The sequence below is a fragment of the Psychrobacter sp. HII-4 genome (assembly GCF_904846595.1).
GTDB lineage: Bacteria > Pseudomonadota > Gammaproteobacteria > Pseudomonadales > Moraxellaceae > Psychrobacter > Psychrobacter celer.
This window is the reverse complement of record NZ_CAJHBJ010000023.1, coordinates 1-12,781: the sequence shown is the minus strand read 5'-3', so window position 1 is coordinate 12,781 and position 12,781 is coordinate 1. Positions and strand designations below refer to the sequence as shown.

Here is a 12,781-nt window from a genome sequence, read left to right as displayed (position 1 = left end):
TGCTCAGGCATAAAATGTAACAAAATGGCTGCGCATATCGCGATGATGGCGCGGCGCCCAAAGCCTACAACGAAGTCGGACGACGCTCTAGTACTTCATCGACCAGACCGTACTCTTTGGCTTCTTGCGCATCGAGCCAAAAGTCACGTTCGACGTCTTTTTCGATTTTTTCAAGCGGCTGGCCGGTGCGCTCAGCCAAAATGCGGTTTAGGCGATCACGGATTTTGAGGATTTCACGGGCATTAATCTCGATATCGGTCGCTTGACCTTGCGCGCCGCCTGATGGCTGGTGAATCATCACACGTGCATTGGCAAGTGAGTAACGCTTGCCTTTTTGGCCTGCTGCCAATAGGAATGAACCCATGCTATACGCGCCGCCCATACAGATGGTCGATACCTCAGGCTGGATAAAGTTCATGGTATCAAAAATTGCCAAACCGGCACTGACTGAGCCGCCTGGCGAGTTGATGTATAAATGAATGTCTTTGTCTGGGTTTTCTGCTTCCAAAAATAGCAACTGAGCAACGATAAGATTGGCCATGTGGTCTTCGACTTGACCGGTCAAAAAAATCACACGCTCACGCAGCAAGCGCGAGAAAATATCAAACGAGCGCTCACCACGTGAAGACTGCTCGACCACCATGGGTACTAAGGCAGACTGTGGAGCGCTTTGGATGTTTTGTACGTCGTTGTGCGCACTCATCAACATATCAAAATGCGGGTTGGCGGTGATGCGATCATAATCTGTCATAAAGATGTCCTATGTATAAGTCCATAAAATAAAGGGTTTGAGGGTAGCGAGTGGCCAAGCTTTGCTGACGGCTTATCATTGTAAATACGGCCGTTTATACCTAGTACGAGCCAGATGCCATAAAACTATCACCATAAAACCATCTAGGTGTCGCTAAAAAATAATTGAGCTAATGGTAACTTTTTTATTGAGGCAATAGTAACTTTTTAATGTGAAAATTGATAAATGACTGTCTATTAATAAGGCGTCTGCAACCATTTATCAAGGGGTTGGTCATAAACGATGATGAAAAACACTCGATAAAAAGTCAGTCAGGGTGGGCGTACGTGCCAGCACTCTATCAATAACTATCTACCAAGAAAAATGCCCTAACACAATGGTTAGGGCATTTTTGTATTACCTTGGTCGTCGTTACCAATGATCACCCGTGCTTAGCGATGATCGTAATGGTCTGGCTGGACGACTAAGCAAGATTACATTGCTTGCTGCTGCTGAGCGGCGAGCAGGTCTTGGTAGCTGACTTCTTTGTCAGTTACTTTACCTTGGCTGATCAAATAGTCGACTACTTGGTCTTCTAGTACCACAGACTCGATGTTGGCGCGTTGCTGCTTGTCATTGGTATAGTACTCGATGACTTCGCTTGGGTCTTCGTAGTTTTCTGCCGCTTCTTTGATGAAGTTTTCGACACGCTCTTGGTCGACTTCTAGGCCTTTGGTGTCGATGATGCGAGCGACGATGATGCCAAGACGGGCAGCACGTAGCGCTTGCTCTTCAAACAGCTCATTTGGCAGCATGTCTTTGTCAAAGCTGTCAGCGCTAGCGCCGAACTGCTGAGAAAAACGCTGCATCATCATGTTGCGCTGACGCTCGATTTCTTGCTCTAGCATGGCGTTTGGCACGTCAAACTCGTTCTTTTCTAGCAATGCATCAAAAGCCGCTTGCTTGACTTGGCTACGCGCAGCGTTTTTGATTTCACGTTCCATGTTTTTGCGTACGTCTTCTTTTAGCTTCTCAACGCCGCCTTCGGTCACGCCAAATAGCTCTAGGAACTCGTCGTCGATTTCAGGTAACTTAGGTTTTTCGACCAGTTTGACGTTGATTTTGAACTGAGCTTCTTTACCGGCTAAGTTTTCGGCTTGATAATCTTCTGGGAAAGTCACATCGATGGTCTTTTCTTCGCCAGCTTTCATGCCTTTGATACCCGCTTCAAAGCCAGGAATCATCTGGTTGCTACCGATGACCAATTTGAAGTCTTCAGCTGAGCCGCCTTCAAATTTTTCGCCGTCGATAGAGCCTTCAAAGTCAAAGGTCACTTGGTTATCTTTGGCTGCTTTGCCTTTCTTTTCAACATACTCTTGACGCTGCTTTCGCAGGTTTTCGATCATGGTGTCGACGTCTTCGTCACTGACGGTTGCAGTGTGACGCTCAACTTCGATTTCATCGATACCTTGTACGTCGATTTCTGGGAAGATCTCAACAGTGGCTTGATACACCAAAAAGTCGTCTTCTAGTTTGACGTCGTCGATGTTTGGCATGCCAACGGCGCGGATGTCTTCAGCTTTGATCGCTTCAAAGACCGTATCACGGATCACATCGTTGATCACTTCTTGCTGGATGCCCGCACCGTACTGTGAGCGGATGTGCGACATTGGCACTTTGCCTTTACGGAAACCGTCGATTTTGGCGGTTTTCGCCACTTGGCTGATGCGGCCTTCTACTTTGTTTTGGATTTTTTCTACGGGGACTTTAACCGTCAGCTGAGTCTCTTTATTAGATAGCTTGTTGGTTGTGACTTGCAAATCTGTAGCCATGTTAATTACACCTTTAGGGTTAAATAATAATGATAGACAATCGCACGTCAAAATACGGGCGTGTGCTGCTGATTGCCGTTGGAATAAATAGGGGATAGTGATAGCACGCAGTCGCTCAGCTGGCCTTTAAGCAATCGCCTCAGGCGTCCCTATAACCTAACTGTGCCACGGCTATAAGGCCAAGCGCTGTCAGGCAGCGTTTGAGTACACGCTATCAAATATCAATAATAAACCGTTTATGCCGCGCATAATAACGCTTTTTGCTGAATTATACAGGCAAATAACGGCCTTCAACAAAATTTTAAAAGTAGAACAGTATAATCTATCTGTTTATTAAAGTAAAAATTATCTGTTTGCCTAGTGTTTACCTATAAAGCGTTCTTTATTTATCTTATGTTTGATGACATGCATCATTAGCGCTAACGCTGTTTTAGAGCGCGTCAACTGTCATAGCGGTAGCTGCGCCAATAACTGCCGAATGGCTTGGCCGCGATGACTGATGCTGTTTTTGTCAGCGGCGCTAAGGCTGGCGGCCGTCGTTTGTAGCTTGGGCAGCCAAAACAGGGGGTCGTAACCAAAGCCGCCGTCGCCTTGCGCTGCCTGCAAGATCTCACCATGCCACAGACCTTGTGCGATAATCGGCAGCGGGTCGTCGGCATGGCGTACCATCGCCAGCACACAAACAAACATGCCTTTGATAGGCGTATCTGGCGAGGCGGCGCGAATAGGCTGCAAATCAGCGATGAGCTTGGCGTTGTTTTTAGCATCATTGCCATGCTCGCCTGCGTAGCGTGCCGAATAGATGCCAGGCGCATTGCCCAATACGGGCACGCATAACCCTGAATCATCTGCAATGGCAGGCAGGTTGCTGTCTCGGCTGGCATGCCGCGCCTTGATGATGGCGTTTTCTACAAAGCTGAGCCCATCCTCGATGGCATCATCGATATCAAGCTGCCCTTGCGGGACGATCGTCACATCCAAATCTGCCGCCGCAAATAGACGTTTAAACTCAGCAAGCTTGCCTTTGTTATTACTGGCGAGTATCCACTGGCTGGCAGCGGTTGCCTCATTTGGCAATGGTATGGGGTGACCAGATAGTTGGCCTGTGGTAGTGCTCATAAAATCATTCCATCAAGTCGAGGGACAAAAGAAGACGTTACCAGTAAATGGGTTAGGCTAAATAGAGTAGGCATGCATAATGGCTCGCATCCGCCCATTTATTATACCGGTTAAGCTCAAACAACCAGATAGCGTGGCTCGATAAATAACCAATTGCTATACAGGTTGTATCGTCCATAACATTTAGTAACTGATATTGCCGCGTACTGTTGCTATAATAGGTGCCAAGATTCAGTGAATGATATCTTATAGCTTGTGAATATTAAGTTAATAAACGCCCGCAAAGCCAAACACTTGGCTTTCGGGCAAAAAATAACACTAATGTTACTTTTGGATTCATGACAATACGTGATATTGTGAGTAAAAATATCATGTATTAAACGACAAAAGTATTAAGCGATAAAATTCATCTCAAACAATAAACTCAGCCAATTTAGCTCGGTATGTTGCTTGCCTCTGTGGGGCAGGTGAGATAAGAGCGGCAAATAAGCAAGGATAAAATAATTATGTCAAACATTACTCTACCAGATCTACCTTATGCAAAAGACGCGCTAGAGCCACATATCAGTGCCGAAACGCTAGAATACCATCATGACAAGCACCATGCGGCGTATGTCAATAAACTAAACGACTTGCTACCAGGCTCTGGTCTAGAAGACAAAACATTGCCAGAGATCATCAAAGCCACGGCAAAAGATGACAGCAAGCAAACCATGTTTAATCAAGCAGCGCAAGTATGGAACCACACGTTTTACTGGAACTGCATGACCCCAGAAAACGGCGGCGGCGAACCGACTGGTGATCTCAAAGCAAAAATCGAAGAAGATTTTGGTAGCTATGACAAGTTCCGCGAAGAGTTCAAAAACGCAGCAACTTCACAGTTTGGTTCTGGTTGGGCTTGGCTTGTCGCTGATAAAGTCGGCGGTAAACTATCAATCGCGAAGACTGGTAACGCTGACAACCCATTGGCCCATGGTCAAGTCGCGGTATTGACTTGTGACGTATGGGAGCACGCTTACTACATCGATTATCGTAACCGTCGTCCTGACTATGTAGATACGTTCCTAGACAAGCTCGTAAACTGGGACTACGCAAACGCGAAATATAAAGGTCAAGATGCCGGTGTTGAAGAGTAATCTTTAAGACTTAAGGTTTTGATTTTAAAAAAGGACGCTGAGAAGCGTCCTTTTTTGGTTTACTATTATCAAAAATTAGTTTCTGTGGGGTGTGCCCTGCGCACCATTTATAAAAGTAAATTTTCAAACAAAATACCCTATATCTTAAGTGGCTTCTGCTATTCATATAAAACAAAGGTTAAAACAACCGTTGGTATGTAGGGGACACGCTACGTTTTAACGTTCAACTTGTTCAGAGTACCTCAAAACCAAACCTACCCAACGCCTCTCGCAGCATCGCAATATTATAATAAGCATGAGCATTGACGGTGTTTTGAAAGAAGATATACAGCGTATCAAAATGCTGTCGCTGATTGGCAATCGCTTGTGCCCAGTCCTGCATCTCCGCCTCGCTATAGCGATAATCATGACGATCGGCGGCGCTCATCGCATCCCACCAGTTTAGATTATTACCATGCATCCTTAGATAACCGGTGCGCTCGGTGAATATCAATCGTGATGGCGGTAGACCGCTGACTTTAGGATAGTCAACGCTGCACCAAATGAGACCTTGCTTGACAAAGCTATCGACCACTTGCGGGGTGTGCCATGCGTTATGACGAAACTCAATGGCGAGTGGGTAGTCGCCAAACCAGCTGACCAGATTGGCCAGATATAGCCGATGCTCACGAGTACGATCAAAGCCATGGGGGAATTGCAATAGTAAAGGCGCGAGCGCATCGGCTTCGATGAGTGGTGATAGGGCGTTTAAAAATGCTTGTGCATGCTCGCTTGTGCCTTTGCGTGCATGGGTAAAGTCTTGATGCAACTTGACGGCAAACTTCAACTCGCTATCGGCTTGTACGTAGGCCTTATCGATCATACCAGCAAAGGCTTTTTGTCCGATGGGCGCATAAAAGGTGCTGTTAATCTCCACCGCGCCATATTGCTTGGCGTACTCACGTAAGAAGTCTGTCTTTTTGGTGCCGGCTGGGTACAGCGTACCAAGCAAGTCGGTATCGCTATATCCGCCGGTGCCAAGGTAGATACGCGGTGTCGGGGTGCCGTCCATGTTGACCACCTTTTATCGGTTTTAATGTTTATTGCTCAGCTTATTTTTTACGTGACCATAGCCATTCGATGAGTGCCAATAAGGCGTTGGTGTCCTTACTGCCGCCCAACTCACGCAAGATGGCTGCGCGTCCGTCATTAAACAGCGACTGCGCATAGCTGGTCGCCTGCTCAACTCCCATCAGTTTGACATAAGTGGATTTATCCAGTTTTTCATCGCTGCCAGCAGGTTTACCAAGGGTGTCGGTGCTGGTGGTGACATCCAAGATATCGTCTTGGACTTGAAAAGCCAGACCAATATGCTGGGCGCATTCTTGTAGCGCCATGCGCTCTTGCGCGGTCGCGCCAGCACAAATCCCGCCCATCAGCATCGCCGCTTCGATGAGCGCGCCGGTTTTATCACGGTGGACGGCTTCTAATTGGCTTTGGGTAATATCGGGGTTGGCTTCGGCATTGAGATCCAGCATTTGCCCTGAGACCATACGGCGAGCACGCGGCGCAAATACCGCGAGCAGCTGACTGGCTATCGCGGCATCAAATGGCGCAAAAGTCGGCAGCTCTGCGGTCAGTACCTCAAAGGCGAGGGTTTGGAGCACGTCCCCTGCCAGTAGGGCGGTTGCCTCGGTAAAGACGATATGCGCGGTTGGCTGCCCACGGCGCAGCGCGTCATCGTCCATACAGGGCAAGTCATCATGTACCAATGAATAGGCATGCAACAGCTCGACGGCCAATGCCGCTCGGCGCGCCATATCATAATCGGAGTCGTTTTCTAACAGGTTTTCTAATAGAGGGTTTACCGTGTTGCCTTGCGTCATGGTCTCAGAGATATCTGGGCTGATAGGCTGCGCCTCGTTTTGCCAGCGGTCATCATTCACGCTGGCAAAGGCGCTAGCGACCAGTAGCGGACGCACCAGCTTACCTTGCCCCGTCATCACATATTGGCAGGCATCCAGCAGCGGGCTTGGCAGCTTGGCATACGCAAATAACACCTCGATATCTTTGGCAATCTGCGTGCGCACAATCTGATGAAACTGCTTGGTTTTATTATTGATATGGTGATCAGCATTATCATGCGCGCCGTCATTTATACGCAAAAAAGACATAAAGCCTGAAGTAGGAGAGACAGTCATAATCCAACCATTTATAAGAGAGACAAGAAAAATAGCGATAGTGTAGCATGATAGCAGGCCCTGCTTATGAAGCGCGTAATATCCGCGCCAAATTTTTGGCAGTTTTTTGTCAAAAAACACGCTAAAAAACACAAGAGACAATGCCATATGTAATGCAGTACGCCCTGCAACTAATCCTCGTTACGTATTGCCCGTTTTATTTAGTGATTGAATGTGTTGTGATGAGGCGGCTGTCCACTGAGTATACAACTGGTCACTTAAAGCACGTTAGCCACTAGGTAAAGGCGAGTCTCGACTTAAGAGTGACTTGTGAGTATGGTATTAGCTTGTGACAGTGAGGGGCATAATCCCCTACACTAATTGCCGTGGAAATGGGCTGATAAAGGCAGTCGCCGGCGTGAGTGAGCTGGACTGCCCAAACCGTCATCGCTGCATCTACATGCGATGGCGCTTCCCAATCAGCACCGACAGCCGTAGTAGATACCTGTAATATATAAACAAAGCGCCAAACGATGTTGTACAAGCGACGTAAAAATAAGTACATTACTATGAGCGCTGGATAATAAAGATATCTTCACTGTGTGCCCGCTAGTGGTTTGTCGTCAAGACGAGGTTTGTCTTGATGGTAGCATCGGCGCACAGTGCTATTACCCATTTTACTAACAGTAACTGGCTATTGATTGTAATCCAAAACGTAGCTTTCGTTATATAGCAAGGAGTTTCAAATGGTATACCAAGGAAATCGCATCACGGTGACAATGCTAGAAGATGGCATCGCCAACATGCAATACAACGCCGAAAATGAGAGCGTGAACAAGTTTGATGCCGAGACCAACAAACAGTTTGGTGAAGCGGTGAGCGCACTAGAAAAAGCCGACGATGTCAAAGGCCTTATTGTCACTTCAAGCAAAGGCGTGTTTATCGCGGGCGCTGACATCACAGAGTTTGTTGGCTCATTTAAAAACCCAGAAAACGAGATCAAAGACTGGGTGGTGAGTATCAATGAGACCTTTAACCGTTTTGAAGATTTGCCATTTCCAAAAGTAGCGGCTATCAATGGCGCAGCGCTAGGCGGTGGTTGTGAGATGACTCTAGTGTGTGAATACCGTGTGATGAGCGAAAAAGCCAGCATCGGGCTGCCAGAGACTCAATTAGGTATCTTCCCGGGCTTCGGCGGTACGGTACGTAGTACGCGTGTCATCGGTATCGACAATGCGCTTGAGCTAATCGCTACAGGTAAGCCAAAAAAACCACTAGAAGCGCTAAAACTAGGCTTGGTAGATGCGACCGTTTCTGCTGATGATTTGCAAGACGCTGCGATTGACCTAGTCAAAAAATGTATCTCAGGTGAGCTTGACTGGCAAGCCAAGCGTGAAGAGAAGCTAAATCCTGTAAAGCTAAACCAGCTTGAGCAAGCGATGGCGTTCAATAGCGCCAAAGGCATGATCTTCTCTAAAGCCAATCCTAAGCAGTATCCAGCGCCAGCGCTCGCTATCGAAGCGATTGAAAAGCACGTCAATTTGCCACGTGACAAAGCTATCGAAGTTGAGGCCACTTATTTTGCCAAAGCCGCTAAAACGCCACAAGCTGAGAGCTTAGTCGGTCTGTTCTTAAATGATCAGCTGGTTAAGAAGCTGGCTAAGAAACACAGCAAACAAGCGCATGAAATCAATGAAGCCGCGGTATTAGGTGCAGGCATCATGGGCGGTGGTATCGCGTATCAAGCCGCTAGTAAAGGCTTGCCGATCATCATGAAAGATATCAAATCTGAGCAGTTAGATTTGGGTATGGGTGAAGCGAGTAAACTACTTGGCAAAATGGTCGAACGCAAAAAGATGACCCCAGCGAAAATGGGCGAAACGCTAAGCCGTATCCGTCCTACCTTGAACTATGGCGACTTTAGCGAGACTGATATCGTTATCGAAGCCGTAGTAGAAAATCCAAAAGTGAAGCACGCGGTACTCAAAGAAGTCGAAGGCTTAGTCAAAGAAGACGCGATTTTGGCTTCGAATACTTCAACGATCTCTATTACGCATTTAGCAGAAGTGCTTGAGCGCCCAGAGAACTTCGTTGGTATGCATTTCTTTAACCCAGTACATCGTATGCCGCTAGTTGAAGTGATCCGCGGTGAGAAGTCCTCTGAAGAAGCGATTGCCACCACGGTTGCGCTCGCAACTAAAATGGGTAAAGTGCCCGTCGTCGTCAATGACTGCCCAGGTTTCTTAGTGAACCGTGTCCTATTCCCATACTTTGGTGCTTTTGACTTATTACTTAAGCAAGGCGCGGACTTTACCCATGTCGATAAAGTCATGGAAAAATTCGGCTGGCCGATGGGTCCTGCTTACCTAATCGACGTCGTCGGTTTGGATACGGGCGTGCACGGCGCAGAAGTGATGGCAGAAGGATTCCCTGACCGCATGAAGCCTGATTATAAAGGCGCTATCCAGCATCTATATGAAAACGAGCGCCTAGGTCAAAAAAATGGCGTTGGTTTCTATAAGTACGAAACCGACAAGCGCGGTAAGCCAAAGAAAGTCGCTGACGATGCCACTTATGAGCTACTTAAAGCCACGACAGATAGCGACAAAAAAGAGTTTGATGATCAAACCATCATCGACCGCACCATGCTGGCTTTCTGTAATGAGACCGTACGCTGCCTAGAAGACAACATCGTCAGCACGCCAAGTGAGGCGGATATGGCGATGATTATGGGCGTCGGTTTCCCGCCATTCCGCGGTGGTCCTTGTCGTTATATCGACCAAATGGGTCTCGATAACTACTTGGCACTATGCGAAAAATACGCGCACCTTGGCAAAGCTTATGAAGCGCCGCAAAAGATTCGCGACATGGCAGCCGCTGGCGAGACTTTTTACGCCACAGCGTAACGAGCATACCGTATTAGGATAAGTGGGGTGCGTTTGCTGACATCGTTATCGGCGATAAAAAAATAGCAGACGCACCGTTTTGGTCGGTTTTATCAGGTTTGGCCTGCCGCGATAATATCCAGCGCCGCAACATCCAGCGCGAAAACATCTAGATAGTTATCGTACTGATGTACGGATCGCGTGATAGATGGCTATAGAGCCCGATTAAATCGACAACACTGACAATAAAAATTGAAAAGGAAGATAGTATGACAACTTTAAGTCCAAAAGATGTGGTCATCGTAGATGGCGTACGCTCGGCGATGGGAAGATCTAAAAACGGTATGTTCCGCCATGTTCGTGCTGATAATCTGTCAGCTGAACTGGTACGTGCGTTGGTCGAACGTAATGACTTTGATACCAATGACATCGAAGACATCATCTGGGGTTGTGTCAACCAGACACTAGAGCAAGGCATGAACATCGGCCGCAATATTGGCCTGCTGGCAGGTATTCCAAAAACCGCTGGTGGTCAAACGGTCAACCGTCTGTGCGGCTCTTCTATGCAAGCACTTCACACCGCTGCTGCACAAATCATGACCGGTCAAGGTGATGTGTTTGTTATTGGTGGCGTTGAACACATGGGTCACGTTGGTATGATGCATGGCATCGATCTAAACCCTGCCGCCTCCAAGCATTATGCAAAAGCGTCAAACATGATGGGCTTGACCGCTGAAATGCTGGGCCGTATGAACAACATCACGCGTGAGGAACAAGATGCGTTTGGTCTTGAGTCACATCGCCGTGCGTGGGCTGCGACCACTGAAGGCCGTTTTGACAATGAAATCATCGGTATCGAAGGTCACGATGCTGATGGCCGCTTGCAACTATGTACCGTTGATGAAGTGATTCGCCCTGATGCGACCATGGAGCAAATGCAAAAGCTACGTCCAGCGTTTGACCCTAAAGGCGGTACAGTGACTGCTGCGACGTCATCTGCACTCTCTGATGGTGCCGCAGCGATGCTGGTCATGAGCGCGCAAAAAGCCAAAGACCTTGGTCTAAAGCCTCGCGCTCGTATTCGTAGCATGGCTGTCGCTGGTTGTGATGCGGCTATTATGGGCTACGGTCCGGTACCTGCGACCAACAAAGCCTTGAAGCGCGCTGGCATGAGCATCGATGACATGCAGACCATCGAGCTAAACGAAGCCTTTGCCGCCCAAGGTCTATCTGTACTCAAAGCCTTGAACCTGACGGACAAGCAAGATATCGTCAACATCAATGGTGGCGCGATTGCACTGGGTCATCCACTAGGTTGTTCTGGTGCTCGTATCACGGTTACCTTGCTAAACGCTATGGAGCAGTCTGACACCGAGCTTGGTCTTGCAACCATGTGTATCGGTCTTGGTCAAGGTATCGCGACTGTGATTGAGCGTGTTTAATTTTCACCTAATGTCTAGGTATGAATAAAGCTGATATTTGTTTATTAGTTTGACTTTCGTCTTGTATAATGGTTGCCTCTAACGCTATGTTAGGGGCATTTTTTTGTGCTTATAAAGAATAAAACCTTACCGGTAGTAAGTGCTAATGGTAAAAAGGTGTTCTTGGCAATGAGACTAATAAGGGTTAGATGGATGGTATTAAATTATGTTGGATAAAGCGCTCACTAGCATAAAGCTTAAGCTGGTATTCTTCCCTTTTTTATGGTCAAGTCTGTCAACTATCTTTCTTTATTGTGTAATACGCTGGATATTAGACATTCACCTAAATATTTGGCCATTAAAGGACACTTTCTGGGACGGAATAATTGCGCTAATACTAAGCAGCGCTATCGTCTTTACCTACATGAGACCCAAAATAAAGCTATTGCGTTTTAAATTATTTGAAGAGAAGAGCTCAAATGTATTTTATTTTATAATGATACTGTCTTTATTTCCTACAATAGTTACGAGTCAAGCCTATTTATCTAAAGTGTCTCACGATACGATTGAGGTGAGCCATGTCGAGGAGGTTCGACGCTATCCAAAACAAACTTATTTTCAGATAACTACCTTTCCTGTTAGTAAGCAAGAAGTTAAGTTTAGTATAGATACGAGAGTACCTAGCAAGTCTAAGACTATCTTAAGAGTATATTTATATATAGCACTACCTTTTTTAGCTAGTGAAAATATTTGGCTGGGAAAACGATTCTCAACAGATATTGACAACAATCTTTCAGAACAAGACCAACATCAGCAAATTAATGATTTTATCAACTCCAAAATTCCTGAGTACATAAATTCGGACTTATCATCAATTGATTATTTTGAAAAATTAAAAAACTCAGACCTTCAAGCTGGTTACTTACAAGCTATCAAGTCAACGTGTCAACAAGTCGAATGTGAGCCGTTAATATTGGTTGCTAGAGCTGGCACACTCTCAGAGGCTGCTACTGAAGAGCTGATAAAAGCTATTAGATTTTTGATAATTGGTATGGCTATTTGCTTGGCAATGATTTTACGGGCTGAAGTTGATAAAACGTTCTTAAAAAATATGAAGAAAAAATCATATTGAGCATCGTCTATTTAGGGTGTTATTTAATCTAAACAAGTGGTAATGGTACATGCGAGATAATAACACGCAAAGCCAGTACAGGTATAAGGATAAAAACAGAAGCAGAAACAAAAAGAGAGTAAGCAAAAGCGCCAAGCAAAAGCGAACACAAAGCCTAAGTGCTAAAGAATCGATCAAGCTAAAACTAAAGCAAGTATTCTTACCATATTTAGGTCTTAGTATCTTGACCATTCTGCTTTTTGGAGAGTTTCCCAAACTTTGTGTAACTGCTTATAATCCACTAACCGGAGAATAAGCAATGACTAAGCAAACCGACCTTAAAAAACTTGCCCAGCAAATGGCTAGCAGCATGAAAAGCTTTGATGAC

The 12,781-nt window shown here is 46.3% G+C and carries 9 protein-coding genes; 4 read left to right on the top strand and 5 right to left on the bottom strand.

Annotated elements, in window-relative coordinates:
* Window positions 1-64: 64 nt before the first annotated feature.
* The 3 genes from clpP to rdgB all read right to left on the bottom strand — a co-directional run bounded on the left by clpP (window position 65) and on the right by rdgB (window position 3,681).
* Window positions 65-703: an ATP-dependent Clp endopeptidase proteolytic subunit ClpP gene (gene clpP / locus JMX98_RS10210; protein WP_172953052.1), complete on the bottom strand. Its 639-nt coding sequence runs from the start codon at window positions 701-703 to the stop codon at window positions 65-67.
* A gap of 521 nt (window positions 704-1,224) precedes the next feature.
* A complete protein-coding gene (gene tig / locus JMX98_RS10205) occupies window positions 1,225-2,562 on the bottom strand; it encodes a trigger factor (protein ID WP_201586357.1) in 1,338 nt (445 codons plus the stop codon).
* Between the two features lie 447 nt (window positions 2,563-3,009).
* Window positions 3,010-3,681 (bottom strand): RdgB/HAM1 family non-canonical purine NTP pyrophosphatase, encoded by a 672-nt coding sequence (gene rdgB, locus JMX98_RS10200; protein WP_201586355.1) that lies wholly within the window; start codon window positions 3,679-3,681, stop codon window positions 3,010-3,012.
* A 506-nt stretch (window positions 3,682-4,187) separates the two neighbouring features.
* On the opposite strand from rdgB, the gene JMX98_RS10195 reads away from it, so the two are divergent.
* Entirely contained in the window at window positions 4,188-4,817 is a 630-nt protein-coding gene (locus tag JMX98_RS10195; RefSeq protein ID WP_201586350.1) for a superoxide dismutase, read from the top strand.
* A 232-nt stretch (window positions 4,818-5,049) separates the two neighbouring features.
* Here JMX98_RS10195 and JMX98_RS10190 read toward each other — a convergent pair whose 3' ends face one another.
* Both JMX98_RS10190 and JMX98_RS10185 read right to left on the bottom strand, forming a co-directional pair.
* Window positions 5,050-5,868 carry a DUF72 domain-containing protein gene (locus tag JMX98_RS10190; RefSeq protein WP_201586349.1) on the bottom strand — a complete coding sequence of 273 codons (819 nt, stop codon included), beginning with the start codon at window positions 5,866-5,868 and terminating at the stop codon, window positions 5,050-5,052.
* A gap of 40 nt (window positions 5,869-5,908) precedes the next feature.
* On the bottom strand, window positions 5,909-6,970 hold the full coding sequence (locus tag JMX98_RS10185) for a polyprenyl synthetase family protein (RefSeq protein WP_413786550.1): 1,062 nt from the start codon (window positions 6,968-6,970) through the stop codon (window positions 5,909-5,911).
* Window positions 6,971-7,722: 752 nt separating this feature from the next.
* On the opposite strand from JMX98_RS10185, the gene fadB reads away from it, so the two are divergent.
* The 3 genes from fadB (at window position 7,723) to JMX98_RS10170 (ending at window position 12,414) form a co-directional block, all read left to right on the top strand.
* Window positions 7,723-9,882, top strand: coding sequence for a fatty acid oxidation complex subunit alpha FadB (gene fadB, locus JMX98_RS10180; protein ID WP_201586347.1), 2,160 nt, complete (start codon window positions 7,723-7,725; stop codon window positions 9,880-9,882).
* 248 nt (window positions 9,883-10,130) lie between these two features.
* Window positions 10,131-11,303, top strand: coding sequence for an acetyl-CoA C-acyltransferase FadA (fadA, locus tag JMX98_RS10175; protein ID WP_201586339.1), 1,173 nt, complete (start codon window positions 10,131-10,133; stop codon window positions 11,301-11,303).
* Window positions 11,304-11,508: 205 nt separating this feature from the next.
* Window positions 11,509-12,414, top strand: coding sequence for a hypothetical protein (locus JMX98_RS10170; protein ID WP_201586337.1), 906 nt, complete (start codon window positions 11,509-11,511; stop codon window positions 12,412-12,414).
* The last annotated feature ends 367 nt before the right edge of the window (window positions 12,415-12,781 follow it).

Bases quoted from the DNA above. Each gene is read 5' to 3' on its own strand.
- JMX98_RS10170 (WP_201586337.1), top strand. From the start codon at position 11,509: ATGTTGGATAAAGCGCTCACTAGCATAAAGCTTAAGCTGGTATTCTTC.
- tig (WP_201586357.1), bottom strand. From the start codon at position 2,562: ATGGCTACAGATTTGCAAGTCACAACCAACAAGCTATCTAATAAAGAG.
- JMX98_RS10185 (WP_413786550.1), bottom strand. From the start codon at position 6,970: ATGTCTTTTTTGCGTATAAATGACGGCGCGCATGATAATGCTGATCAC.
- fadB (WP_201586347.1), top strand. From the start codon at position 7,723: ATGGTATACCAAGGAAATCGCATCACGGTGACAATGCTAGAAGATGGC.
- JMX98_RS10195 (WP_201586350.1), top strand. From the start codon at position 4,188: ATGTCAAACATTACTCTACCAGATCTACCTTATGCAAAAGACGCGCTA.
- rdgB (WP_201586355.1), bottom strand. From the start codon at position 3,681: ATGAGCACTACCACAGGCCAACTATCTGGTCACCCCATACCATTGCCA.
- clpP (WP_172953052.1), bottom strand. From the start codon at position 703: ATGAGTGCGCACAACGACGTACAAAACATCCAAAGCGCTCCACAGTCT.
- JMX98_RS10190 (WP_201586349.1), bottom strand. From the start codon at position 5,868: ATGGACGGCACCCCGACACCGCGTATCTACCTTGGCACCGGCGGATAT.
- fadA (WP_201586339.1), top strand. From the start codon at position 10,131: ATGACAACTTTAAGTCCAAAAGATGTGGTCATCGTAGATGGCGTACGC.